Origin of the sequence: Sphingopyxis granuli NBRC 100800 (assembly GCF_001591045.1) — a bacterium.
Taxonomy (GTDB): Bacteria; Pseudomonadota; Alphaproteobacteria; order Sphingomonadales; family Sphingomonadaceae; genus Sphingopyxis; species Sphingopyxis granuli.
This window is the reverse complement of sequence record NZ_BCUA01000029.1, coordinates 1-26,700: the sequence shown is the minus strand read 5'-3', so window position 1 is coordinate 26,700 and position 26,700 is coordinate 1. Positions and strand designations below refer to the sequence as shown.

The 26,700-nt window shown below is 67.7% G+C and carries 18 protein-coding genes; 3 read left to right on the top strand and 15 right to left on the bottom strand.

The features are described 5' to 3' along the window. Positions 1–50: 50 nt before the first annotated feature. The 14 genes from SGR02S_RS08935 to SGR02S_RS08870 all read right to left on the bottom strand — a co-directional run bounded on the left by SGR02S_RS08935 (position 51) and on the right by SGR02S_RS08870 (position 21,922). Positions 51–1,301: an FAD-dependent oxidoreductase gene (locus tag SGR02S_RS08935; protein ID WP_067108197.1), complete on the bottom strand. Its 1,251-nt coding sequence runs from the start codon at positions 1,299–1,301 to the stop codon at positions 51–53. Between the two features lie 121 nt (positions 1,302–1,422). Next, positions 1,423–2,322: a LysR family transcriptional regulator gene (locus tag SGR02S_RS08930; RefSeq protein WP_169799662.1), complete on the bottom strand. Its 900-nt coding sequence runs from the start codon at positions 2,320–2,322 to the stop codon at positions 1,423–1,425. A gap of 47 nt (positions 2,323–2,369) precedes the next feature. Continuing rightward, positions 2,370–2,714, bottom strand: coding sequence for a RidA family protein (locus SGR02S_RS08925; protein ID WP_067108222.1), 345 nt, complete (start codon positions 2,712–2,714; stop codon positions 2,370–2,372). Positions 2,715–2,802: 88 nt separating this feature from the next. Next, entirely contained in the window at positions 2,803–8,574 is a 5,772-nt protein-coding gene (locus tag SGR02S_RS08920) for an autotransporter domain-containing protein (RefSeq protein ID WP_067108193.1), read from the bottom strand. 58 nt (positions 8,575–8,632) lie between these two features. Beyond that, entirely contained in the window at positions 8,633–10,333 is a 1,701-nt protein-coding gene (locus tag SGR02S_RS08915; RefSeq protein WP_082797059.1) for an N-acyl-D-amino-acid deacylase family protein, read from the bottom strand. 26 nt (positions 10,334–10,359) lie between these two features. Next, complete coding sequence (locus SGR02S_RS08910; RefSeq protein ID WP_082797055.1) at positions 10,360–11,256, bottom strand: D-alanyl-D-alanine carboxypeptidase family protein; 897 nt, start codon at positions 11,254–11,256, stop codon at positions 10,360–10,362. Between the two features lie 41 nt (positions 11,257–11,297). Next, positions 11,298–14,372: a TonB-dependent receptor domain-containing protein gene (locus SGR02S_RS08905; protein ID WP_169799661.1), complete on the bottom strand. Its 3,075-nt coding sequence runs from the start codon at positions 14,370–14,372 to the stop codon at positions 11,298–11,300. Between the two features lie 309 nt (positions 14,373–14,681). Beyond that, complete coding sequence (gene tgt / locus SGR02S_RS08900) at positions 14,682–15,806, bottom strand: tRNA guanosine(34) transglycosylase Tgt (RefSeq protein WP_067108188.1); 1,125 nt, start codon at positions 15,804–15,806, stop codon at positions 14,682–14,684. A 59-nt stretch (positions 15,807–15,865) separates the two neighbouring features. Then, a complete protein-coding gene (locus tag SGR02S_RS08895; protein WP_067108187.1) occupies positions 15,866–18,043 on the bottom strand; it encodes an EAL domain-containing protein in 2,178 nt (725 codons plus the stop codon). A gap of 107 nt (positions 18,044–18,150) precedes the next feature. Beyond that, entirely contained in the window at positions 18,151–19,206 is a 1,056-nt protein-coding gene (gene queA, locus SGR02S_RS08890) for a tRNA preQ1(34) S-adenosylmethionine ribosyltransferase-isomerase QueA (protein WP_067108186.1), read from the bottom strand. A 90-nt stretch (positions 19,207–19,296) separates the two neighbouring features. After that, the gene (locus SGR02S_RS08885) at positions 19,297–20,118 is read right to left on the bottom strand and encodes a peptidylprolyl isomerase (protein WP_067108185.1); all 822 of its coding nucleotides are present in this window, start codon (positions 20,116–20,118) and stop codon (positions 19,297–19,299) included. 92 nt (positions 20,119–20,210) lie between these two features. Beyond that, complete coding sequence (gene coaD / locus SGR02S_RS08880) at positions 20,211–20,717, bottom strand: pantetheine-phosphate adenylyltransferase (protein WP_067108184.1); 507 nt, start codon at positions 20,715–20,717, stop codon at positions 20,211–20,213. Then, positions 20,717–21,643 (bottom strand): polyprenyl synthetase family protein, encoded by a 927-nt coding sequence (locus SGR02S_RS08875; protein ID WP_067108183.1) that lies wholly within the window; start codon positions 21,641–21,643, stop codon positions 20,717–20,719. Before SGR02S_RS08875 ends, coaD begins: the two co-directional genes overlap by 1 nt. A gap of 3 nt (positions 21,644–21,646) precedes the next feature. Then, positions 21,647–21,922: an exodeoxyribonuclease VII small subunit gene (locus SGR02S_RS08870; RefSeq protein ID WP_067108216.1), complete on the bottom strand. Its 276-nt coding sequence runs from the start codon at positions 21,920–21,922 to the stop codon at positions 21,647–21,649. 25 nt (positions 21,923–21,947) lie between these two features. On the opposite strand from SGR02S_RS08870, the gene SGR02S_RS08865 reads away from it, so the two are divergent. The 3 genes from SGR02S_RS08865 (at position 21,948) to SGR02S_RS08855 (ending at position 25,703) form a co-directional block, all read left to right on the top strand. Further along, entirely contained in the window at positions 21,948–22,652 is a 705-nt protein-coding gene (locus SGR02S_RS08865; protein ID WP_255211429.1) for a hypothetical protein, read from the top strand. Positions 22,653–22,725: 73 nt separating this feature from the next. Next, a complete protein-coding gene (gene purL / locus SGR02S_RS08860) occupies positions 22,726–24,966 on the top strand; it encodes a phosphoribosylformylglycinamidine synthase subunit PurL (RefSeq protein ID WP_067108178.1) in 2,241 nt (746 codons plus the stop codon). Continuing rightward, positions 24,963–25,703 carry a DUF72 domain-containing protein gene (locus tag SGR02S_RS08855; RefSeq protein WP_067108176.1) on the top strand — a complete coding sequence of 247 codons (741 nt, stop codon included), beginning with the start codon at positions 24,963–24,965 and terminating at the stop codon, positions 25,701–25,703. Before purL ends, SGR02S_RS08855 begins: the two co-directional genes overlap by 4 nt. A gap of 82 nt (positions 25,704–25,785) precedes the next feature. Here the strand turns inward: SGR02S_RS08855 and SGR02S_RS08850 are convergent, their stop codons facing one another. After that, a complete protein-coding gene (locus SGR02S_RS08850; RefSeq protein ID WP_067108174.1) occupies positions 25,786–26,610 on the bottom strand; it encodes a Coq4 family protein in 825 nt (274 codons plus the stop codon). Positions 26,611–26,700 lie beyond the last annotated feature (90 nt).

The following is a 26,700-nucleotide window of genomic DNA, read 5'->3' as shown; positions in this document are numbered from 1 at the left end:
GGTCGGCGTCCTTATCCGGCCGCTCTGTCCTCGATTCGCGCCGCCACCGATCAGCCCTTGCCTTCGACGATGGCGGCGACGCGTTCGGCCGAACCCGCCGCATAGGTCCAGCCAAGCGCCCCATGCCCCGTGTTGGCGATCACGCCCGGCGCAATCAGCCGGGTGATCGGAAGCGAATCGGGCGTCATCGGACGAAGGCCCGCCCAGCTCGATTCGATCCGGTCATAATCCGCGGCCGCGGGCAGCGCGGCCCGCGCGCTCCGTACCAGCGCGGCGAGGCGCGCGGGGTCGACCGCCGCGTCGCGGCGGCCGAGATCGGCAAGGCCGGCGATCCGCATCCTGTCTCCGAGCCGCGCGAAAACGACGCGATTGGCCGAATCGGTGATGCTGACGCGCGGCGCCCCCTCGCCCGGCTGCGCCGTGATCGAATACCCCTTCATCGGCATGACCGGCAGGCGGACGCCGACGCTGCGCGCAAGGCCCACCGATGCCATGCCGGCGCACAGGATGATATGATCGGCCTCGATCCGCCGGCCGCCGGCGATCACCGCCGGGCGGCGCCAGCTCGCGTCGATGCGGTCGATGGCGGTGTCATAAAGGCTGGCGAAGCTCCCCCGAGCCGCCAGCGCCGCCTGCGCACCCGTGCAGAAGCGATAGGGATCGCCGACCTCCTCGCCCGCAGTGTGGATCGCCCCGACGATCGAGGCGCGGATCGATTCGAGCGCCGGTTCGATCGCGACGGCCCGGTCGGGGTCGAGCACGGTCTGTTCGGCGCCGGCCGCCATCTTGTCGGAGAGAAGGGTCTGCGCCGCCGTGAAGCTCTTGGCCGAACGATAGACGATGATCTTGCCCGGCCGATCGTGCGCGAAATCGATCGCGTGCCGCCGCACCAGCGCGTGCAACGCGCGGCGCGACAGGAAGGCGAGCGCCAACCCCTCCAGCGTGTTGCGGCGAAAGCGGCCGGCGCTGCCGTTGCGCAGGAACGCGAGATTCCAGCGCAGATAATCGAGGTCGAGCCGCGGAGAAAAGCGGAAAGCCGGATCGCGCGACAGCAGCAGCCAGGGGAATTGCGCGATGGTCGACGGACTCGCCAGCGCGTCGGTATAGGCATAGCTGAGCTGTGCGCCATTGGCGAAGGACGTCCCGCGACCCGGCCCTTCGGCGCGGTCGATCAGGGTGACCCGGTGACCGCGGTCGGCGAGCGTCAGCGCGGTCGCCATGCCGACGACCCCGGCGCCGATCACGATCAGGTCCCGCGGTGCCGTTGCCGAGGCCTCGCCCAGACGAAATTCCGCGCGCATCTATTTGATTCCATCCCCCATGCCAGCGCGCCCGCGAAGCGGAGCCGCTTGTTCGCGGGGATGATTGTCGAACCGGCGCCGGCCGCAAAGCGGCAACCTTTGCGGCTGGTATAGCCCGAAGCTATGAACCGGTGTCGCGGACGGCTTCCAGGACGTCGCTGAAGGTACGGAGGAACTGGCGGACGACCTTCGACGGCTGGCGATCCTCCAGCGTCACCCAGGAAATGGTGAATTCGAGCGGCGGGTCGGTCCGGAACCAGTTGAAGTCGGGCGATTGCGACGCGCGCGCGGTGAATTCGTCGACTACGGTCACGCCGCCTTCGAGCTGGGCGAGGCGCGCTGCGATGAAGAAGGTCTGCACCGACACCGCCTCGCGATAGGCGATGCCGCGTTCCAGTGCGGCGCGGGTCAGCACGTCGCCGATCGGTCCCGTCGCGGCGACGCCGATCAGATCGCGGTCGGCCAGCTGATCGAGCGGCAGGCGGTCCCCGACATCGCCGAAGGCCTGCGCGGGCGCGAAGGCGACAAGCTCCCCCTGCGCCAGCACGGCGCTCGTCAGCCGCGGATGCGGCGGCGGGGTATAGACGATCGCCAGATCGGTCTCGCGCTCGATCAGCGAGCGGACGAGATCGTCATGATGGTGGGTATGCACTTCGAAGGTGACGCGCGGCCAGTCGCGCCGGAACTGCGCCATCGCATGCGGGATGACGTCGAGCGCGAGGCTGGGCACGATACCCAGGCGGATATGGCCGCCCCCCGCCTGCGACAGGTTGCGCGCGGTCTGCTGCAACGAGGCCAGCCGGTCGAAGATATCCCCGGCTTCGCGAATCAGTGCATGCGCCTCGTCGGTCGGGATCAGGCGCCCGCGCGCGAGCTGGAACAATTGAAAGCCCAGATTGTCCTCGGCATGGCGCAAGGTCTTGGAAACAGAGGGTTGCGACACGCCCAGCACACGTGCCGCGGCGCTGATCGATCCATGGGTATAGACCGCATGAAAGACTTCAATCTGACGAAACCGCATGCCCCCTCTGTAGCCCTGCAGCAGCACGGGACCAACGGCTTTCGCGGTCATGGTCGTTTGGCGACCGCTTCGACCTCGACCAGCGCATCGGGCGCGAGCAGCGCCGAAACCACCGTCGACCGGGCCGGATAGGGGTCTCCGAACACGCGCACATAGGCCGCATTGAACGCCGCGCCATGGCCGGCGTCGGTCAGCCAGGCGGTGACCTTCACCACATCGCGCGGCGTGCATCCCTCGCTCGCCAGGACGCGGACGAGATTGGCCAGCGCACGCTCGGCCTGCGCCTCGATGCCGCCCGGCACGATCGCGCCGTCATCGCCGCGAGCGAGCTGGCCCGAGGTGAAGACGAGGGAATCGGCGCAGCGCGACGCCGAAAGGGGGGGAGCCGTCATCATTCTCTCCAATCATGCCCGCCCCCGATGAGGCGGGCGAACGGGTTCGCGGCGCCGCCCTGGAAGGCGGACGCCGCGAACCGCCGCGTCAGAAGACGAAGCCCAGCGAGACCGTGCCGGCGTGATCCTGGACATTCGCGCCAAGCTGACCCGAATAGCCGAGGCTGAAGCGCATCTTGTCCGTAAGACGCCACATCAGATCGACGTCCAGAACCGCGGCGTCCCGCGCGATTGCGGCCCCCGCCACGCGGAACGGCGCCGCGGTGCCGCCGGCAAAGCGCAGGTTCGACACCGGGGCGATGGTCCCGAAACCATGCTGCCACGCGGCCGAGGCGCGCACCGCCAGCGGACCGGTCGCCGAGGTCTCGGCGCGCAGCCCAAGGGTCGACAGCGTGAAGCCGTCCTTGGCGCGATCGGCGGCGAGGGCGAGCGGCCCGGCGCCCGTTTCGGTGAACGCCTTGGTCCGCGCCTCGACATGGGCGATTCCCGCAAAGGGCTCGACACTGCCGCTACCAAGCGCCAGCGGCAGGCCGACATCGGCGAAGCCGTGCAGCACGCTGCCGCCATAGCTGGCCGTATGATTGCCCGAGAGACCGCCGAACGCCGGAGCGCGCTCGCTGTCCACATCGACGTCCGAATAGCCGGCGCCGACGCTCAGCCGCAGCCCGGCCAGCCGCGCGCCGCCATAGGCCATGACGTGCAGCGATTTCGCACGGGCGCTGCTCGCCCGGGCCGCGCCGGTGATGTCGTTGCTGCCATAGCCGATGGCCAGGCCGCCCCGCGCGTCCGCGTCGCCGACGTCGATCCCGCCGATGATGCCGTTGGTCTGGCGCTCGATGCGCGCGGCATTCGGGCGGTCGCGGTTGTCGCCGCGGCTGGTGAAGCCCTGGAGCCACATGCCCAGCCCGTCGGGCGCGGTGCCGAGCCGCTGCATCACGGCAGCGCGCGGCCGGCGCAGATCCTCGACCATCGCGGTGCGGACCGAAGCGTGGATCTCCCCCGATGCGAGGTCGAACGCGCCCCGCGCGCCGGCGCCGTCGAGATAGAGCACCGCGTCGTACAGCGCGCTGCCCAGGCCCGCCGACTGGATCGCCGAAGCGACCGAGCGCTGGTTGGCGGTCGCCGCGACGTCGGTGAAATCGACGTCGTTGCGCGTCAGGTTCAGCGTCACCGCATTGGCCGAATAGCCCAGCGTCGGCGTCAGGAAGGCGAGGTTCGTCGTCACCCCCTCGAACCCGTTCGAGGCGCCGCCGCGGACCACCCCGCCGGCGGCCTCGATCAGCGTGTAATCGCTGGTGATCGCATAATTGCCGGCACCGGCCAGCACCTCGACCGTGCCGCCGTCGATCACGACCTGCCCCGTGGTGCGCAGCAGGTCGGTGGTGCCGTCGGGGTTCACCTCGACCGCGAACACCGATCCCGCCTCGAACGTCGCCGAGCGCGCGGTCAGCAGCCCGATGCTGTTGCCGGGCGCCAGCGTCCCGCCGCTGCGGACGACGATGTCGCCGAGCCGCCCGGTGCCGCCCAGCAGCCCGCCGGCGGCCGCGATCGCGGTTCCGCCCAGCGCGCCGTTGACGCGCAATTGCCCCGCATCGACGGTCGTGGTTCCGGTGAAGGCCGAGGAATCGGCCGTCAACGTCAGGATGCCGGACCCCTGCTGGCGCAGCTGCCCCTGACCGGTGATCGTGCCGCCATAGCCGATATCGTCCGACCGGTCGAAGGCCAGCGTGCCGCCGCCGATCAGGACGTTGCCGGGCAGCGCCCCGCTGGTGCCGCCCGCGCCGATCTGCAGCGTGCCCGCCAGGATGCGCGTGCCGCCCGTATAATCGTTCGCGCCGGTCAGGATCAGCGTGCCGAGGTCCTGCTTGGCAAGGCTGCCCGTGCCGGTGAGATTGGAGGCGATGGTCGCGCGGGTCGAAGCACCGCCCGCGGTGCCGTCGCCGACGCGCACGTCGACCGCGCCCGCCAGCGTCAGCGGGTCGCCTTCGACGCGATAGCCGTCGGTCGCGAACTGGATGCCGGTCGCCGACACCGCGCCCGCGGCATTGTCGATCGTGACCGTTCCGGCCGCGCCGTCGAACACGGCGAAGCGTCCGCCCCAGGCTTCGCTCGAAGCGCCGTCGGAGTCGGTCCAGTTGCTGCCGCTTCCGGCGCTCCACACGCCGTCGCCGCCCGCGATGGTGCCGTCGCCCGCGGTCTTCGTCCCGTTCCAGAACTGAATGGAAGAAAGGCCGCTGCCGTCGTCGACGACCAGATTGACCTGACCGGTGACCGAGGTCTGGACCGTGCCCGTAATGCCGGCGCCCAGCGGATCGACGTCGAGTCCGTTGTCGGTCAGCGCGCCGCCATAGGCGAAGATCCGATAGAGGCCGGCGCCGAAGCCGGTATCCGGGGTGACTGCGAGGGTGCCGTCGAGCGTCAGGTCGCCGAGCACCTCGAACAGGGTCGGGGCACTTTCGCTTCCCAGTGTCGCCGCGACGGTCGAACCTGCGCCGAGTTCAAGCGCCTGCAGCGTCAGCGTCTGGCCGGACAGGCCGGCGAGCGTGCCGTCGACGACCACATTCCCCGCCAGCAGGCCGGCACCGCCCAGCGATGCGCCGGCTTCGACGAGGACGTCGCTCGTCAGATTGCCGTCGACCAGCAAGCCGCCGCCGCGCACGGTGATACCGCCGCCGAGCGCGCCGGTGCCGCCATAGGTCAGCGTCCCGGTGCCGGTCTTGACGAGCGAGCCGTCACCCGACAGCGCGCCGGTATAGCTGGTGCTGAGCCCCGTTCCGCCGAGGGTGAGCGCGGCGCCGTTGATGTTGGTGGCGCCAACACCCGACAGACCGCCGATCTCCTGATCGAAGCCGGTGATGATATCGAGGATACCGGCGCTTTCGAGGACGACCTCGGAATTCGCCGACATCGCGTTCGTTGCGCCGCCGCGGAACGTGCCGTTCCTGACGATGGTGTCGCCGCTGTAGGTCGTGCCCGGAGCGCGCAGCGTCAGGCCGCCGGCGGCACCGGGCGAATCGACGATCAGCTGGCCGGTGCCGGTGATCGGCGCGGTGGTGAAGGCCACCACCTGGTTCGTGCGGTTGATGATCAGCCGGCCGTTGTTGGTGACCTGGCCGCTGACGCTGCCCGTCGTGCCGCCATTGCCCCAGCGCAGCGTGGCGCCCGCGTCGATCGTGCTGCCCTCGGCGGTGGCGACGAAGGATGCGGTCACGGTCCAGTCGCCGGACTGGAAATAATAGCCCTCGAAATTGGTCATGCTGGGCAGAATGGCCGAGCCGCTGCCCGTCAGATAGACGCGGTCGGGTCCCGATCCGGTGGCCGAGGCCCCGCGAATCTGGCCGGTCACCGTCGCACCGGTGTCGAGATAGAGATTGTTCGACCCGCCGAGGAAATTGACGGCATAATTGGTGCCGCTGCCGGTGAAGGCGGTCGTGCTGCCCGCTTCGAGCCGCACCGTCGAACCCGCCGCCGCCTGGATGGCATCGCCGTTGGTGGCGGTGATCGAACCGCGATTGACGACTTCGCCCGCGGCCAGATAGACGCCCGACGCGCCCTCGATCACCCCGCCGCTTTCGTTGAGCAGCGACAGCGTCGTTCCCGCCGCGGCGTCGACGGCCCGCTCGCTCGCGGTGATCCGTCCCGCATTGACGAGCGTCACCGTGCTCGCCGGTGTCGAGGCGATGATGCCGACCGCCGGCGTCGATCCGGTCGTGGCGAGCGATCCGCCCGCATCGATCCGCAGCGTGCCACCCGCGATCCGCGTGCCGCCGGCATGGTCGTTCGCGCCCGCGAGGATCAGCGTGCCGAGGTCCTGCTTGACCAGGCTGCCGCTGCCGGTGATGTTGGATGCGATCGTCGCGGAGGTCGTTGCGCCAGCCGCCGTGCCGTCACCGACACGCACATCGGTCGCACCGGCCAGCGTCAGCGGATCGCCCTCGACACGATAGCCATCGCTGACGAACTGGAGGCCCGAGGTCGAAATCGCACCGGCGGCGTCATCGATCGTGACCGTTCCAGCCGGACCGGTGAACACCGCGAAGCGGCCGCCCCAGGCTTCGGTCGATGCGCCGTCGAGGTCGGTCCAGTTGGTCCGTCCGTCAACGCTCCACACGCCGTCGCCGCCCGCGATGGTGCCGTCGCCCGCCACCTTCGTTCCATTCCAGAACTGGATATCCGAAAGCGTCGAACCGGTGGACACGATCAGATTGACCTCACCGGCGGTCACGGTCTGCAACGCACCGCTCGCTCCGCCACTGAGCGGCTCGACGTCGAGCCCGTTATCGGTCAGCGTCCCGCCATAGGAGAAGATCCGGTAGAGGCCCGCCCCGAAATCGGTCGCCGGCGTCACGGTCAGCGCGCCGTCGAGCGTCAGGTCGCCCAGCACGTCGAACAGCACCGGCGCGCTTTCGCTTCCCAGCGTCGCCGCGACGGTCGAACCGGCGCCGAGCTGGAGCGACTGCAGTGTCAGCGTCTGCCCTGACAGGCCCGCGAGCGTACCGTTGACAATCGCATTGCCGGCGAGCGAGCCGGTGCCACCAAGTTGGCCGCCATTTTCGACGAGCAGATCGCTGGTGAGGGTGCCGTCGAGGAGCAAACCGCCGCCACGCACGGTGACGCCGCCGCCGAGCGCGCCGGTGCCGTCATAGGTGAACGTCCCGGCGCCGATCTTGGTCAGCGATCCGTCACCGGCGAAGGCGCCGGTATAGCTGGTGCTCGTTCCCTTGCCGCCGAGGGTGAGCGCAGCACCGTTGATGTTCGTCGCCCCGACGCCCGACAGACCGCCGATCTCCTGATCGAAGCCCGTGACGATGTCGAGAATGCCGGCGCTCTCGAGAACCACCTCGGAACTCGCCGACATCGCATTGGTCGCAACGCCGCTGAACGTGCCATTCTTGACGATGGTGTCGCCGCTGTAGCTCGTCCCCGGCGCGCGCAGCGTCAGGCCGCCGGCGGCGCCGGGCGAATCGACGATCAGCTGGCCGGTGCCGGTGATCGACGCGGTGGTGAAGCCGACCACCTGGTTCGTGCGGTTGACGATCAGCCGGCCATTGTTGACGACGTTGCCACTGATGCTGCCGGTCGCGCCGCCGTTGCCCCAGCGCAGCGTCGCGCCCTCCGCGATGGTGCTGCCTTCGGCCGCGGCGGTGATCGAGCTGGTCACCGTCCAGTCGCCGGAATCGATGTAATAGCCGTTGAAACCCGAGATCGGCCCCAGCGTCTGGGTGCCGGTGCCGGTCAGATAGACACGATTGGCGCCCACACCGCCGGTTGCGGCCCGGATCGTGCCGTTCACCGTCGCGCCCGTATCGATGTAGATGCTGTTGCCGCCGCCGGTGAAATTCACCGCATAGCTGGCCCCGGTCGTGGCGGAACTTGCCGAGGTGACGCTCCCCGACTCCAGTCGCACGATCGAGTCCTGCCCGGCGTTGATCGCATCGCCGGTCGAGGTTCCCGTCATCGTCGATGCGATCGTGCCGCGGTTGATCAGTTCGCCGGTGGTGAAATAGACGGCACGCGCGCCCGTGATTGATGCGCCGGATTCGTTGGTCAGGTTCAGGCTTATCGGGGAGGCCGGCCCGATGGTGCTGGTCAGGGTAGTGGTTGATGTCGACTCGATCCGCCCCCGGTTGACGAGGGTCGCGGTGCCGGTCCCGGTCGTGGACAGGTTGATCACCCTGCGGGCCGTGGTGATGCTGCCGGTCTCGGTGATCGTCACCGTCTCTCCGGCGCCCAGACCGACCTGCGTTGTCCGCGCATCGTCGATCGTGATGTCCTGCGCGGCCGCCGCGGCGGGCAGCACCCCACCGAAGACCGACGCGCACAGCAGCGCCCGTAGCGAGATGTTTGCGTGACGCTTCATCCTGATTACCCCTTGATATTCCGTCGTGACGCCGTTCCGGCGATGGTCGTGGTTGCGCCTATGCGGCGCGGGCGCCGGGCCCGCGCAGGACCTTGCCCGGCCGCGCCGGGGTCCGCTTGCGGGCCAGCATCGTCGGCGTGCCGTTCACGATCACATGTTCGATGCCGACCGGCAGCTGGATCGGATTCTCGAACGTGGCGACGTCGTCGATGCGCGCGTAGTCGAAGATGGTGACGTCGGCCCAGTTCCCGGGCTTGATCAGGCCGCGCCCGGCAAGACGAAGATTGGCGGCGGGCACCGAGGTCATCTTGGCGATGGCCTGTTCGAGCGTCAGCACCTTCCGGCGGCGGACATATTCTGCAATGATCCGCGGGAAACACCCATAAGACCGCGGATGCGGATAACCCTTGTCGCTTCCCGGTCCATAGCGGACCCCGGCATCGCTGCCGATGCCGATCCACGGAAACTTCAGCGCCGTTTCGATGTCCTTCTCGCTCATCATGAAATAGAAGGCGCTGGCGCGCTGCTTTTCCGCCAGCACGATGTCCCAAGCCGCATCGGCCGGGTCCTTGCCCAGGGCCGCCGCGATGTCGGTGATCTTCATGCCGCGAAAGCGATCATATTCCTCGCTGAACGGCACACCGAGCACCACCCGGTCCCATCCGCCGGCGTTGTAGACGAAGTTCGTCCAGTCCTTCTGATTGCCCTTGGCGACCTCGGCCTTCAGCCGGGTACGGATCGCCGGGTCGCGAAGCTGCTCTTTCGCGTGCGCCATGCCATCCTTGAACATCCAGTTGGGAACGGTCGTGCGCAGTCCGGTTCCCGCTGCTTCATAGGGATACATGTCGGCGAAGACGTTGAGGCCGCCCGCGCGCGCGCGGTCGATCTTGCGCCCCATCTCGCCGATCAGCTTGCCCCAGCCTGGCGCGAAGGCGGCCTTCAGATGATAGATATGGACGTCGGTTCCGGCGGCCTGCCCGATCCCGATCGCCTCGTCGATCGCGTCGAGGACGAATTCGCCCTCGTCGCGCATGTGGGTCGCATAGGTTCCCTTGTAACGGCCGACGGGGCGCGCCAGCTCGATCAGTTCTTCCGTCGTCATGAAGCTGGCGGGCGGATAGATGAGCGCCGTCGACATGCCGAGCGCGCCGGCGCGCATCGCCTCGTCGACCAGATCGGCCATCTCCGCGATCTGCGCCTTGCTCGGCCGGGCGGCGGACGATCCCGCCACGGCCCGCCGCGCCTGCGACGCGCTGTAATAGGTGCCGAAATTGACCGCCATGCCATTGGCGTCGAGATCAGCCAGATAGGCCGAGACCTGGTCGGCGGGAACCGGCGTTCCCATCTCGCCCGCGATCAGGGTGGTCAGGCCCATGCGAACCTTGCTGCCGCCCGACCCGCGATTGCGCACCGCGCGGCCGGACTGGTCCATCGTGTCGATCCAGCCCGGCGAAACCACCAGCCCGCGCGCGTCGATCTCCTGCTTGCCGCGGCGGCCGACCGCGCCGACCTCGACGAACCGGCCGCCCGATATCGCAACGTCTGCCTCGAAGCCGGGCGCGCCGCTGCCGTCGACGACGCGGCCGCCCCGAATGACGAGGTCATAGGGTTCGGTCGCCGCCGCCCCCTCGGCGCCGTCTGCGGCCAGGGCCGCATGGCTGGCGAGCAGCGCCCCCGCCCCGCCCGCGCCGAGCAACCCCAGCAAGGCGCGGCGATCGAGCGGCACCGCCGGATCGCGCGTTTCATTTTCCTTGGTCATCTTCTCGCCTCCCCGCCGGCCGGACATCAGTTGGCCAACGCCGCGATTGCCTTCGCGTCGGCGAACCGCTGCGACGAGGTTTCGCTTCCCAGCACGACGATGATGCGGTTGCTGCCCCCCTTCGACGTCGCCAGGATGATGCTCTGCCCCGACGACGGGGTGCCCGTGGTCGCGACGCCGCCGACGTCCTGCCCGAGCAGGCGGTTGCCGTTGTTCCATGACTTGCTGCGGGTCGTGCCGTCGGTGCCGATGATCGTCGCGCTATAGCTCTTGGCGCCGACGATCTCGCGCAGGATCGGGTCCGCCATCACTGCGATCCCCAGACGCGCAAGGTCGTGGGCGGTGCTGGCGCGTCCGTTCTCTCCGGCGTCGATATAGGCGGAACGAAAGACGCTGTCCTTCATGCCCAGCTTGCGCGCGGCGCGGTTCATCTCGGCGATGAACGACCGGCTGTGCGCCGGAACCTTTTCCAGCTGGCGAAAGTTCGATTCGGCGAAGCGATTGTTGAACGTCCGCGACAGCGCAAGCGCGGTGTCGCTCGCCGCCCCGACCAGCGTCGCATAGAGCGCGTCGCGCACGGTCATGCGCTCGCCGCCCAGGGCGCCCGATTTGGTCACCTGGATCTTCGTCATATAGGCCTGGATCTCGATCGTCTGATCGAGCAGCTTCGGGTCCTCCGCCGCGAGCTGCGCCACCAGAAGCGCCGTCATCAGTTTGGGAAAGCCGCCGACCTTGAGCCGTTCCTCGGCATTGTGCTGGGCGATGACCTTGCCGCTCGGATTGTCGACCATGATCCAGGACGGCGCCGAAATGCCCGCCGCATCCTGTTCGGCCGCATCGTCGGCCTGCGCCATCGCGGGGGCCGCGCAAACAGCGATCAGCCCGGCCGCTAGCGCTGTATAGAGCCCTTTGAACCTACGCATGAAAATCTCCTCTGGTAATGGGGCAGAGCGGCCGGCGGCGCTCAGAAGGACTTCGACAGCTGGGCGTAGAAGTGACGGCCGACCGAGTTGTGAAGCGAGCCGAGGTAGCCGAAGTCGGCGGCCGCCAGCGGCGGCGCCTTGTTGGCGATGTTGTTGACGCCGAACCGGACGCTCGTCCCCTTCATCGCCCCGCGCTTGAAATCATAGCCGACATAGGCGTTGACGGTGGTCCACGAGTCGACCTGCCACAGGGTGAGGTCGGCGAGCCGCGCCCCCGTCTGTTCGACCGAGCTGATGTAGCGCGCCGACATCCCGGCCACGACAGGCCCGTTGCGCCAGGTCAGGCTTCCGGTCACCCGCCACCGCGGGCGGCCGTTCTGGCGGAGAAGGTCGCCCGTCCCGGGAACGAGGAACTGCGAATCGATCTCTCCCGATGCCTGCGCGTCGAGCAGTTCCTGCGCCATGGCCGACGGTTCCTGCTGATATTTGAGCAGGTGGGCCGCGTTCAGCCGGACCGAAATATTGCCGATCGGCGTTCCCCGGACATCGTATCGCGCCGTGATGTCGAGCCCTTCGATCGTTTCGGGCTGAAGGTTCATGAAGCTGTCGAATATCTCGACCATCGAGCCGACCGGTTCGAGGCCGGTGCCGTCGAAGGTCGCCAGCTGTTCCGGCGTCACCTCGTCGCGGATCACGGCGGGATTCGAGCTGCCGCGCAGGCGCAGGAGATAATCCAGCGCGGCGTGATTGGTGGCGCCAAACAGGCCGATCGAATTGATCTGGTGCACGCGCCAATAATCGAGCATCAGCGTCAGCCGCCCCCAGCCGCTCGGCAGCTTGGGCTGGAAGACAACGCCATAGGAAAAGGTTTCGGCATCCTCGGCCAGCAGGTCGGCGTTGGAGCGATAGTTGGTCAGCGTGGTTGCGCGGGCGCAGACGCCGAAATCGGGGATGCGGCCGGCGCGCTTGTCGGCCTCGCAGCGATAATAATCCTGATAGCCGCTGCTCGCCTGCGAGTCGGCGTTCGACACCTGCGCCAGGTCGGGCGCGCGGAAGCTCTGCGACCACGACCCGCGCACGAGCAGGCGGGGCGCGATTTCCCACGACGCCGCCACCTTGGGCTTCGCAATCCAGCCGAAGTCCGAATAGCGCTCAACCCGGCCGGCCAGCTGCACGTCGATCGCGCGGATCAGCGGCATGCCCATCTCGGGCGATACCAACGGGATCGCCAGTTCGGCGTATGCCGAAATGACGTTGCGGTTCGCCGCGGTGTTGGGAAGCGGCTGCGATCCCATGATGTCGCTGTCCGAATTGCCGTCGGTGCGGCCGAACATGTCCTCGAACTTGATCGTCCCGTTGATCCGGTCGCCGCGGTCGTCGGCATAGGTTTCGCGCCGCCATTCGGTCCCCAGCGCGATACCGACGTCGCCGGCCGGCAACTGGAACAGGTCGGGGGTCGACAGCCGGGCATCCCACGACGCCAGCGACGATTTCGAGGCACGCGTGTTGCTGACCAGGAAACTGGTCAGGTCTTCCGAAGGCAGGGCGTCGGGCCCCGACGGATCGGTGGCGCTCGATCCGTTGAACGGGTTGTAGGCATCGGGCGTGGTGCGGGCCAGCGCCTGCTGGAACAGCGTCTTGCTGATCTCGGCGTGGCTGATGTCCTTCTTGTGCGCCTCGGAATAGACGAAGCCCGATTCCCAGTCGAACCGGCCGAACCGGCCGCGCAGACCCGCGACGACGCGATAATTTTCATCCTTCACCGTATAGGGCCGCGGGCCGACGTCCACGGGCGTGTAGGTCCGCAGATAGACGTCGAGCCCTTCCGCCGGTACCGTCGCTAGCGTCAGGCCGGGCAGGCGGTTCGGATTGGGGCTGCCGTCGGGCATGGTGAGCGGGCCGAACGGATTCCAGTAATTGCTCGCCGGAATCCGGATCATCGAGGTCGATGTGGTGCCGACCCGGTTGCGCTGCCCCTGATAGTCGGCGCGATAATAGTTGAACTCGGCAAAGCCCTCTAGATTCTCCGAGAATTCATGCTCGAGCGTGCTGTACAGATTGTAGCGCTCGCGTCCGCCGAGCAGCCAGCGCTGGTCGTTTTCGTTCCAGTAGAGGTTGCGGTCGGTCGTGGCCGACTGCAACCCGGTCTTCAGGCAGTTGCCGCCGGCGATGACGCTCGACCCCGAACAGCCGTTCTGCACCGGAACGATGTGGAACTGGCCGCTGCTGTTGGTCAGCGCCGTCGTGCCCTGGCGCACGGTGCGCGGGTTGACCAGGACGAGCCACGCCCAGGGGTTGGTGTTCGATCGCAGGTCGAAGTTGGTATCGCCTTCGAACGGCGTTCCCTCGACGCGCGGCCGCTGGTCCGAATTGGCCGAATAGTCGCGCTCGTCGGCGCGCATCGGGCTCGCCTTGTAATAGCTGCCGAACAGCGTCAGGTTCGTCCGCCCGTCGTTGAAGCTCCGCCCCCATTTGAAGGAAGAGCTGAAGCGATAATGGTCGGTATCCTCCGAAAAGCCGTAGCGCGCCGTCAGCTTCAGCCCCTCGTACCGCTTGTCGAGCACGATGTTGACCACCCCGGCGACCGCGTCGGCGCCATAGATGGCGGCGGCACCGTCGCGCAGAATCTCGACACGGCGGATGGCGGAGACGGGAATCTCGTTGATGTTCGCGGTCTGCACACGCACCAGATTCTCGACCTGGGTCCCAGGATGCTTGACCATGCGGCGGCCGTTGAGCAGCACCAGCGTGTTGCCCGTGCCCAGGCTGCGGATGTTGATCGACGCGACGTCGCCGCGCGAATCGGTCAGATTGCCCGACATCCGGCTTTCATTGAAACCGACGTCGCCCGCCTGCGCGACCTCGCGGAACAGGTCGTCGCCGGTATCGGCGCCGGTCGCCGCAACCTCGTCTTCGTCCATGTTCGTGACCGGAAGCAGCCCGGTCGGGTTGGCGCCCTGGATATGCGATCCGGTGACGACGATGTCGCCCGGATTCTCACGGGGCGACGCGGGGGCAGCCTGAGCGTCCTCTGCGTTTGTCGAAGCATCAGAAGAAGAACTAGCTTGAGCGAAGGCCGGAGAGGACACGAGCAGCGCGATTGCCGTACCCGTCATCAAATATCCGACAGAATTTTTCATCCCCCTCTACCCCTTTTTATTTATTTATGAATTTTCATTACATCGCACGACGTCATTCCCTCAAGACGAACTGAGAGATTCGATTTATCGGCGGGTTTTTATCTGATCTTGTCTTGCCTATTCGCGGATCAAGCTATCAGACGAAGAAAGGTGCTCAACCCAAATCGGTTCGACAGGGTATGCCTTCAGGTTATGCCCTGCCTTCGCAGCACGGCAGCGGCGGAAAAGGCATCACGTGCCGGCCGCAATTGCTCCATGCCCGTTCGAAGGGCGGGGGATGGCGTCCTATTTGCGGTAGCGGGCCGTAAAATCGGTCTGGAAGGCGGCGAAGCGTCCGGCCGCAATCGCGTCGCGCATCGCCTGCATCAGCGCCTGATAGAAATGCAGATTGTGCTGTGTCATCAGCATCGCGCCGAGCATCTCGCCCGCACGGACGAGATGGTGGAGATAGGCGCGCGACCAGGTCGTGCAGACCGGGCAGCCGCACGACGCATCGAGCGACCCCAGGTCCTCCGCATGCTTCGCGTTGCGGATATTGACCGGTCCATCCCAAGTGAAGGCCTGCCCGTTGCGGCCCGATCGCGTCGGCAGCACGCAGTCGAACATGTCGACCCCGCGCGCGACCGCGCCGACCAGATCGTCGGGCTTGCCGACCCCCATCAGATAGCGCGGCCGGTCGGCGGGAAGCTGGGCGGGCGCGAAGTCGAGCACGCCGAACATCGCCGCCTGCCCCTCGCCCACCGCAAGGCCGCCGATCGCATAGCCGTCGAAGCCGATGTCGATCAGCGCCTCGGCCGAACGCTTGCGCAGCCTTTCGTCGAGCGAGCCCTGCTGGATGCCGAACAGCGCGGCGCGCGCGGCGTGCGCCTCGCCCGCGTCGAACCCCGCGCGGCTGCGCGCCGCCCAGCGCATCGAGCGCTCCATGCTCGCCTCGGCGCGTTTCGCGTCGACCCCGGCGGGGGGGCATTCGTCGAACGCCATGACGATATCGCTGCCGAGCAGCCGCTGGATCTCCATCGAGCGTTCGGGGGTCAGCAGGTGGCGCGACCCGTCGAGATGGCTCTTGAAGGCAACGCCCTCCTCGCTCTGCTTGGTCAGCGCCGACAGGCTCATCACCTGATAGCCGCCGCTGTCGGTCAGGATCGGCCGGTCCCAGCCCATGAAATCGTGCAGCCCGCCGAGCCGCGCCATGCGTTCGGCCCCCGGGCGCAGCATCAGATGATAGGTGTTGCCAAGGATGATGTCGGCGCCGCTCGCGCGCACCTCGGCCGGGCGCATCGCCTTCACCGTCGCCGCGGTGCCGACCGGCATGAAGGCGGGGGTGCGGATTTCGCCGCGCGCCATGCGGATCACGCCCGTCCGCGCGGGGCCGTCGGTCGCGGCGACGGTGAAGGCGAATCTGTCGGTCATCGCGCGCGCCTATGGCGGGGGTGCCGCCGAAAGTCGAGGGCGGCGGCGCCGGAGGCGCCTCAGGCAGCCTTCCAGTCGTTCGTCGTCGTGAAGGCGGGCAAGGTCATCGTCGTTTCGATCTGCTGGTTCGCCGCCGCGATCAGATAGGGTGAGACGCGGTGGCGGGTGCACAGCCCGCCGTTGCCGTCGCTGACCAGCGAATGCTCGAACTCGATGCCCTGTTGATGCTTCGTCGAGCGCCGCACGGTGGCGGTCACCAGCTGCCCCTCGCCGAAGTCGATCACAAACTGCGTGCCCACCGGCACGTCGAGCAGTCCTTCGATGAAGGCGCCGGTCGCCGACAGGTTGCGGATCACGACGGCGTAGCGATGATTGCCGTGGACCGCGCCGACCTTGCGGAACATCTGGAAACGGTCGTTGCGCTGCTTCGCCGGCCCCGACGGCTTGATCGTCCACGATCCCGCCTCGGCATGCTCGACCAGTTCGCCGTCGGCCACCGGCTTGCTGTAGACATAGCCCTGGACGTGGCTGACCCCCAGCTTGCGGATCAGGTCGAGCTGGTCGAGCGATTCGATGCCCTCCGCCGTCGTTTCCATGTCGAGCGCCTCGGCAAGTGCGACGATCGCCGCAATGATCGCCGCATTCCGAGACCCCTTCTCCGTCGCGCCGCGCACGAAGCTCTGGTCGATCTTGATCTTGTCGAACGGCGCCGACTGCAAATAGCCGAGCGAGGAATAGCCGGTGCCGAAATCGTCGAGCGCGAGCCGCACGCCGAGCCCCTTCAGCGCCTTGAACATCCGCGCAGTCTCGGCCGAATCGCCCAGGAAGACGCTCTCGGTGATCTCGAGCTCGAGCCGGTCAGGCGACAGCCCCGTGGCCGCGAGGGCGTTGGCGACGATCTTGGGCAAATTCTCGTTCGCGAACTGGATCGGCGAGACGTTGACCGCGACGCGCAGCCCGCCCGGCCAGCGCGCGGCGTCCTCGCACGCCTTGCGCAGCACCCACTCGCCGAGCGGCCAGATCAGATTCGCCTCCTCGGCGATCGGGATGAACATCGAGGGGGAGATGATTCCGCGCTCGGGATGCAACCAGCGCACCAGCGCCTCGACCCCGGTCACCATGTTCGACTGCGAATGGACGACCGGCTGATAGCTGAGTTCCATCTGCCCGCGCGCCAGTGCATCGCGCAGATCCTCCTCCAGCGCGCGGCGATCCTCGGCCGCCTGATGGAGGTCGCTCGAATAGAAGCGGAAGCGCCCGCGCCCTCCGCCCTTCGCGGCATAGAGCGCGAGGTCGGCGTTGCGCACGAGGTCTTCGCTGGTCATGCCGTCGAAGGGTGCGATCGCAACCCCGACCGAGGTGCCGATGATGCAGCGGCTGCCCTCGACCGAATAGGGTTGCGACAGGTTGGCGATGATTTCGGCGGCGAGGTCGCCCAGTTTGCCGCGGTCGTCCTGATCGGGAAGGATGATCTGGAATTCGTCGCCGCCCAGGCGGCTGACCATCTCCTTGTCGCCGACGATCTTGAGCAGCCGTTCAGCGACCTGCTTGAGCAGCGCATCGCCCGCCGGATGGCCGAGCGTGTCGTTGACCTGCTTGAAGCGATCGAGGTCGAGCAGCATGATCGCGCAGCTCCGCTGCTGCTGCGTGAAGGCGGCGAGCGTCGATTCGAGCTTCTTCGAGATGTGGAAGCGATTCGCGAGTCCGGTCAGCGAATCGTATAGGGCGAGACGCGAGGCGTCCTCGGCCGAGCGGCGCTGCGCGGTGACGTCGGTGCCGCTGCCGCGATAGCCGGTGAACTGGCCCGCGGCGTCGAAGTGCGGGCGCCCCGAAACCGACCACCAGCGCTCTTCGCCATCGATCGCCGCACGCAGCGGCAGCTCGTCGAACTTCGATTGCCGGGTCAGCAGGAAAGGCAGCGTGCGCTGCCGTTCGCCATGGCTGTCGGCGGGGTGGAACAGGTCGGTGAGCGGCGTGCCGAGCAAATCGCCGGCCCGCTTGTCCATGACCTCGGCGACGGCTTCGCTGATATAGGTCAGCGCGCCGCCGGCATCGGTCGACCAGAACCAGCCGCGACCGCTGTCTTCGTAATTGCGGAGCAGCAGCACCGCCTCGCGCGTATGCAGGCCGGGCAGCGGCGTCTCTGCGCGCTGTCCGCCGAGCCGCGAACCGAGCTTGCCCAGAAAGCCGCGCTGCCCCGCCGCCGCGCCCGCGTCCGCCGGATCGTCGGCACGCATGCGCGCGGACGATTGGGTCCCCCGATTCGTACTGATCCCCGCCATCAGACCGCTATGCCAATCAGGCCTTGCGATACGGTAAATGCCGCGCGGACGCCGATATGAGGTTATCGCGTAGGCAGCAGCAGGCTGGAGTCGCCATAGCTGTAGAAACGATAGCCTTCCGCAATGGCATGATCGTAGGCCGCGCGCATCACATCGAGCCCCATCAACGCGCTGACCAGCATGAACAATGTCGAGCGCGGCAGGTGGAAATTGGTCATCAGCCCGTCGATCGCCCGAAAGCGATAGCCGGGCGTGATGAAGATCGAGGTGTCGCCGGCGAACGGCTCGATCGTCCCGTCGGCGCGCGCCGCGCTTTCGAGCAAGCGCAGGCTGGTGGTGCCAACCGCGATCACCCGGCCGCCAGCGGCGCGCACTGCATTGAGCCGCGCCGCGGCGTCGGCGTCGATGCATCCCCATTCGGCGTGCATGACATGATCCGCCGTGTCGTCGGCCTTCACCGGCAGGAAGGTGCCGGCGCCGACGTGCAGGGTCAGCGTCTCGCTGGCGATCCCCGCCTCGCCGAGCGCGGCGAGCAGCGCCGGGGTGAAATGCAGCGCCGCCGTCGGTGCCGCGACCGCGCCGTCGGCCCGCGCGAACATCGTCTGATAATCGGCGCGGTCGGCCTCGTCGGTCGCGCGCTTGCCCGCGATATAGGGCGGTAGCGGCATCGTCCCGGCGCGGCCGAGCAGCAGTTCGACCGGCTCGTCCCCCTGAAAGGCGAGGACGAAGCTGCCGTCGGGCAGGCGCTCCTCGGCGACTGCGGTCACGCCCGCGCCGAAATCGACCGTTTCCCCGACATGCAGCCGCTTCGCGTTGCGCACGAAGGCCTGCCAGCGGCGCAGGTCGACGCGTTTGTGCAGCGTCGCGCCGATCTTCGCCCCGGCGGCGCCATCTCTGTCACGGCCGCCGCGCACGCCTTCGAGCCGGGCGGGGATGACGCGCGTGTCGTTGAAGACGAGGCAGTCGCCGCGGCGCAGCCACGCCGGCAGGTCGCGCACCCCCGCGTCATGCAACCCCCTGCCCGCGACGACCAGCATGCGCGCCGCATCGCGCGGACGCGCCGGACGCAGCGCGATGCGATCGGGCGGCAGTTCGAAATCGAAGGCATCTACGCGCATCGGCTAAAGGCCGACAGCTTCGGAAGGATTCCTATGCCCGTTCGTGTCGAGCGAACGGAATAAACCGGAGTCATCCTTCAAGGAAGCAGCTCAGCGCCCGACCGGCGCGTTGAGCTGGTCGGGCGTGATTTCCGCCGCGGGGGCAGAGGCCGGCGCCGGATCGGTCAGCATCAAGGCGGGCGGCATCGGCCGGTTGTCGGCGGCGACCGACGCCTGCACCATGCGCGACATCACCGCGGGCGGCTCGCCCTTGTGGATCGTATCGACATATTGCATCCCCGACACGACGCGGCCGAAGACCGTATAGTGACGGTCGAGCGCGAAGCGCGGCTGGAGCATGATGAAGAACTGGCTGTTCGCGCTGTCCTCGCTCTCGGCGCGCGCCATCGACACGGTGCCGCGCAGATGCGGCATCGGATTGAATTCGGCCTTCAGGTCGGGAAGCTGCGAGCCGCCCTGCCCGGTCGCGGTCGGATCGCCCGTCTGTGCCATGAAGCCGTCGATCACGCGGTGGAATTTCACCCCGTCGTAAAAGCCCGCGCGCGCCAGCTGCTTGACGCGCTCGACATGCTGCGGAGCGACGTTGGGATACAGCTGGATCACAACCCGGCCGCCGGTCGAAAGGTCGAGGTTCAGCATATATTCGGGGTTGCCGATATATTGATCGGGGGTCATCGCCGGCGCGGTAGGCGCCTCCGCCGCCGGTGCCGCATCGCCCTGTGCGGGTGCTGGGGCGGGGGCCGGCGTCGGAGCGGGCGCGGGGTCGATGGGCGGAATGGTTTCGCTTTCGGTCGGCGCGGGGGCCGGGGTTCCGTCGGGCGATGGCGCGGGCGGCGCCTCCTGCGCGACAGCCGACACCGCGAGACCGAGCGCCATGGCCGACAGGATCAGGGGGCGGAATGTGATGGTCATGCTGGATCGGCCTCTATCGTGGAATATCTGTGCGCCCCGCTTGCGCGCGACCTAGCGGGTAAAAGCTGAACGCTCAATGAGGAAGCGTTGCGTCATCCCTCACCCTGGCGCAGGCCGCGCTCGGCGATGCGCGCGACGACCGCATCGCGCACCGCGGGGGTGACGAACTTGTGGATCGCGCCGCCGAAGATCGCGATCTCCTTGACCAGCCGCGACGCGATCGGCTGCAGACTGACATCGGCCATCAGGAACACGGTCTCGACACGGTTGTTGAGCTGCTGGTTCATCCCCGCCATCTGATATTCATATTCGAAGTCGGCGACCGCGCGCAGCCCGCGGACGATGACGCTCGCGCCCTCGCGCTCGGCGAAGTCCATCAGCAGCGAATTGAAGCCGACGACGCGAATGTCCCCGCCTAGCGCCGCGACCTCGCCCCGGACCATCTCGATCCGCTCCTCGTCGTCGAACAGCGGCGATTTGGCGATGTTGGTGGTGACGCCGACGACCAGCCGGTCAACCAGCTTCGCCCCGCGCCGGATGATGTCCATATGCCCGAGGGTGATCGGGTCGAAGGTTCCGGGATAGACCCCAATCCGCATCAACGGTCCCTTTCCACAATATAGTGCGCGATTTCACGCAGCAGCCTGGCCTCGTCGCCGAAGCCCGCCAGATGGGCGGTCGCCTGATCGACGAGCAGGCTGGCCTGCGCCCGGGCGCGGTCGATTCCCATCAGGGTCACGAAGGTCTGCTTGCCCGCCGCCGCGTCCTTGTTGAGCGCCTTGCCCGCCAGTGCTTCGTCGCCCTCGACGTCCAATATGTCGTCGGCGATCTGGAAGGCGAGCCCGATGTCGCGCGCATAGGCGCGCAATGGCTTGCGCCCCTCGGGCGGAACGCGCGCGAGAATCGCGCCCGCCTCGACCGAAAAGCCGATCAGCGCGCCGGTCTTGAGCTGTTGCAGCCGTGTCACCGTCGGCAGGTCGAAACTGACCGTCTCCGCCGCCAGGTCCATCATCTGCCCGCCCGCCATACCCGCGGGGCCCGCCGCCAGCGCGAGTTCGCGCACCAGTTCGCTGCGCACGAAGGGGTCGGCATGCGTCGCCGGATCGACGAGCCATTCGAAGGCGAGCGCGTGCAGCGAATCGCCCGCGAGCACCGCCGTCGCCTCGTCATAGGCGCGGTGGACCGTCGGCTTCCCGCGCCGCACGTCATCATCGTCCATGCACGGCAGATCGTCGTGGATCAGCGAATAGACGTGCATCGCCTCGACCGCCGCGCCGACGCGCAACGACAGCGCGCGATCGACATGGAATAGGTCGCCCGCGGCACGGACGAGCAAGGGGCGCAGCCGCTTGCCGCCGCCCGTCGCGGCATGGCGCATCGCGCGATAGAGCCGCTCGCGCGGATCGGAGGGAATGGCCAGACGCCGGTCGAACAGGGCGTCGATCCCCGCCGCGACCTCTGCCTGCGCGGCGTGCAGCAGCGACGCCTCTACCACGGTTTCGCCATCGGCGGCGCGCGCGGCCATGGATCAGCTCTCGCCGAAGGGCGTGGTTCCCGCCGGCCGGCCGTCGGCACCGAAGCCGACCTGTTCGATCCGCGCCTGCGCGGCGGCAAGGCGCGCCTCGCAATGCGCGCGCAGCGCATGCCCGCGCTCGTACAGCGCCACCGATTCCTCGAGGCTGACGTCACCGCTCTCGAGCCGCCGCACGATCGTTTCGAGCTCGCCCATCGCGGCCTCGAACGATAGCGACGCGATCTCGGGGGCCGGGGCCGGCGCGGCAGCGGGGTCGGGCATGTCGGTCATCCCCCTGCTTTGGCGGCTCGCCCCCATGCGGTCAAGCTTGACGTCGCCCGGCACCGCGATAGGGTCGGGCCGCATGTTCGTCGGCCATTTCGCCCCGGCGCTGATCGTCGCCGCCCGCCCGCGCGCCGCCGGGCTCGGCACGCTGTTCGTCGCGGCGCAGCTTGTCGACATCGGCTTCGCGGCGCTGCTGATCCCGGGAGTGGAGGCGATGCGGATCGCGCCCGGCATCACCGCGATGAACCCGATGGACCTTTACCGCATGCCCTATACGCACAGCCTGCTCGGCGCGGGATTGTGGGGATTGCTGTTCGGCCTGATCGTCTGGGCCGCGACGCGGCGGCGCGAGGCGGCGATCGGCGCCGCGATCGTCGTCGTGTCGCACTGGTTCATCGACCTGCTCGTCCACATCCCCGACCTCACGCTGTTCGGCGCGCCGCCGAAGATCGGGCTTGGCCTGTGGAACCATCCGCTGGCCGCGATGCCGCTGGAGGTCGCGCTGGTCGGCGGCGCTCTCGCCTATTATGCCAGCCACACGCGCGACCCGGCCGGCAACGGCCGCCTGTGGGCGCTCGCCGCGCTGCTTGCGCTGGTCCAGGCCATCAACTGGTTCGGACCGCAGGAAAGCGCCTATTCGCTCGCCATCCCCGCGACGATGCTCTTCGCCTATGCGCTGCTGTCGCTCGCCGCCTGGTGGGCGGGACGGACCCGCGCGCCGCTTTCCCATAGCTGAGGCGGCATCTTGTGAGCGGTGCCGGCGATATTGGGGTCTGTTCCTATCGCGCCGGCCCGGCTAAAGGCGCGCCATGACCCAGTCCGCCGTAGCCCCCTCGCCCGCCATCACCCCCGAAATCGTCGCCGAGCACGGCCTGTCGCCCGAGGAATATCAGCGCGTCCTGAACGCCCTCGGCCGCGAGCCGAATCTCGTCGAGCTCGGTATCTTCTCGGTCATGTGGTCCGAGCATTGCAGCTACAAGAGCTCGCGCATCCACCTGAAAAAGCTGCCGACCGAAGCGCCGTGGGTGATCTGCGGTCCCGGCGAGAATGCGGGCGTCATCGACATCGGCGAGGGGCCGGGTGGCAAAAAGCTTGCCGCCATCTTTAAGATGGAGAGCCACAACCATCCGTCGTATATCGAACCCTATCAGGGCGCGGCGACCGGGGTCGGCGGCATCCTGCGCGACGTCTTCACCATGGGCGCGCGCCCGGTCGCGAACCTCAACGCGCTGCGCTTCGGCCGTCCCGACCATCCGAAGATGAAGCATCTGATCTCGGGCGTCGTCCGCGGTATCGGCGGATACGGCAATTGCGTCGGCGTCCCCACGGTCGGCGGCGAGGTCAATTTCCACAAGGCCTATGACGGCAATATCCTGGTCAACGCGATGACCGTCGGCGTCGCCGAGCAGGACAAGATCTTCTATTCGGCCGCGAGCGGCGTCGGCAATCCGATCGTCTATGTCGGATCGAAGACGGGCCGCGACGGCATCCACGGCGCGACGATGGCATCGGCGGACTTCGGCGAGGATGCCGAGGAGAAGCGCCCGACCGTTCAGGTCGGCGATCCATTCACCGAGAAGCTGCTGATCGAGGCGTGCCTCGAACTGATGGCGTCGGACGCGATCGTCGCGATCCAGGACATGGGCGCCGCGGGGTTGACCAGTTCGTCGGTCGAGATGGCGTCGAAGGGCGGGGTCGGTCTTCACCTCAGGATGGACGACGTGCCGCAGCGCGAAGCCGGCATGACGGCCTATGAGATGATGCTGTCCGAAAGCCAGGAACGCATGCTGATGGTGCTGAAGCCCGGCAAGGAGGCCTTCGCCGAGGCGATCTTCCGCAAATGGGAACTCGACTTCGCCGTGATCGGCACCGTCACCGACACCGGCCGCATGGTGCTGGAGCATCATGGCGAGATCGTCTGCGACATCCCACTTGCCCCGCTCGCCGACGACGCGCCGCTCTATGACCGGCCGCACGTGCCGACGCCGAAGCAGGCCGAGCTTGCGAATGTCCCCGAAACGCAGGACGTCGCGGCGGACCTCAAGGTTCTGATGGGCAGCCCCGACATCGCGTCGCGCCGATGGATCTGGGAGCAGTATGACAGCCAGGTCGGCGCCGACACGGTGCAGACCGGCGGCGACGCGGCGCTCGTCCGCATCCACGGCACGAACCGCGCGCTCGCGATGACCACCGATTGCACCCCGCGCTATTGCCATGCCGACCCGGTCGAGGGCGGCAAGCAGGCGGTGGCCGAGACGTGGCGCAACATCACCGCGATCGGCGCGACGCCGCGTGCGATCACCAACTGCCTGAACTTCGCCAATCCGCAGCGGCCCGAGATCATGGGGCAGATCATCGGCTGCCTCGACGGCATGGCGCAGGCGTGCCGCGCGCTCGACTATCCGATCGTGTCGGGCAACGTCAGCCTCTACAATGAATCGAAGGCGACGGGCGGCGGCAGCGCGATCCTGCCCACCCCCGCGATCGGCGGCGTCGGCGTCATCGACGACCTGAGCAAGGCCGTAGGCATCGGCTTCAAGCGCACCGGCGATATCGTTCTCGCGGTCGGCGAGCGGATGGGCCATCTGGGCCAGTCGATCTGGCTGCGCGAGATTCACGGCCGCGAGGAAGGCCCGCCGCCACCGGTGGACCTGAAGGCGGAAAAGCGCACCGGCGACTTCATCCGCCATGCGATCAATCAGGGCTGGATCACGGCCTGCCACGACGTGTCGGATGGCGGCGTCGCCGTCGCGCTCGCCGAAATGGCGCTCAAGTCGGATATCGGCGTGCTGGTGAGCGAGGAACAGCCCTTCGGCATCGCCGAAAGCTTCTTCGGCGAGGATCAGGGGCTCTACATCGTCACCGTCTGCGACACGTGCCTCGCCGACTTCCTCGACGCCGCGAACCGCGCCGATGTGCCGGTCGACCCGCTCGGCCGCACGATCAGGGACCGCATCGTGTTCGAGCTTCCGGAGAGCGACCACCAGGTCACGCTCGCGGAACTGCGCGAAGCGCACGAGGGCTTCTTCCCGAAGCTGATGGAAGGGTGAGCATCCACGTCGGCATCGGCGGATGGACCTATGAGCCGTGGCGCGGCACCTTCTACCCGCCCGGCCATCCGCAGAAGCGCGAACTCGAATATGCCGGCCGGCATCTGACCGGGCTGGAGATCAACGGCACCTATTACGGCAGCCAGAAGCCTGAGAGCTTCGCCAACTGGGCGGCGGCGGTGCCCGACGGCTTCCGCTTCAGCGTCAAGGCGTCGCGCTTCGCGACCAATCGCAAGCTGCTCGCCGACGGCGCGGCGTCGGTCGAGAAATTCCTGACGCAGGGGCTGACCCGGCTCGGCGACCGGCTCGGTCCGATCCTCTGGCAGTTCATGGCGACGAAAAAGTTCGACCGCGACGATTTCGCACGCTTCCTCGATCTGCTGCCCGCGACGCAGGACGGTCTGCCGCTGCGCCATGCGCTCGAGGTGCGGCACGAAAGCTTCCGCGATCCGGCGTTCGTCGACCTTGCACGCGAACGGAACATGGCGATCGTCTTCGCCGACAGCGACGAATTTCCCTGCATCGACGAGGATACGGCCGATTTCACCTATGCCCGCCTGCAGCGAACGGTGGAGAGCGAACCTGCCGGCTATGACGAGGCGGCGCTCGACGGCTGGGCCGACCGCGCGCGCGACTGGGCGAAGGGCGGGCGCGACGTCTACCTCTTCTTCATCGCCGGCGCGAAAGTCCGCAACCCCGCGGCAGCGCAGGCGCTGATCGCGCGGCTGGAGAGCTGACGCTCGTCACCCCTGCGCCGCAAAAGGAATCAGGAATTGACACGATCTCCCCATGGCTGCGCCACGGGGGGAATCTAGGCGGTCAGGCCGCTTTCGCCAGTTCCGGCTGCGCGGGTGCCGCGGCGGTTTCGATCGCCTTCGTCCCCAGCAGGTCATAGGGGTCTATGCCGTCGGCGTGCATCATCGCGTGAACCTGCTTGTAGATCGTCGGTTCGACGATCCCCAGCCGCTTGCGCGCCGCCTCAATCGGCTCGGCGAGCAGCGCCTCGATATCCTGATGCGCGATGTGCCGCGCGGCGCGGCCGTTACGCAGGCCTTCGCGCACCGCGGCATAGATGGGGTAACGGCGTCCGAAACCCTTGCGGATCTCGCGCGCGCCGGCCCAGGCGATGAACAGCGTGCCCCAGCTAGGCGTCTGGCTGTAGGAGAAGGCGAGCACGCACTGTTCGCCCAGCGCGTCGCGGCCATAGCCGGTCAGGATGTGCGACAGGTCGTGCGTGTCGCGCAGCCGGTCGCCGAATACCTCCATCATGTCATCGTAGCGCGGCTTTTTCTCGCGGAATTTCATCGATTCGTCGACGAGTCCCTGTGCGGTCAGCCCCTCGCGCTCCATGAAATCGACATAGACGCGCCCGACGGTCCCCTCGGGCAGCGCCTTCAACCGGTCGTGATCGTCGAGCAACGTCGGCAGATAGGGGCGCTCAGCGAGCACCTTCGCCCCAACCGGCGTCGCGAAGAACGCCTCAACCGACCGCGTGAAGCGATTGTCGCGCAGCGCGTCGATGATGTGGAACACCTGTTCGGTGTCCTCCTTGTCGGCGATCAGCTTGCGGAAATGGTGCCACGCCTTCAGCGGGCGGAATCCGGTGTCGGCACGGTCGGGATGGCAGAGGGGAAGAGCGGTCATGGCGAATCTCTCATGCTTCGGCTTCGTGGTTCGCAATAGCATTATTGACATATATGTCAATAGTTATCGCCTGTTCCCGTCACCCCGGAT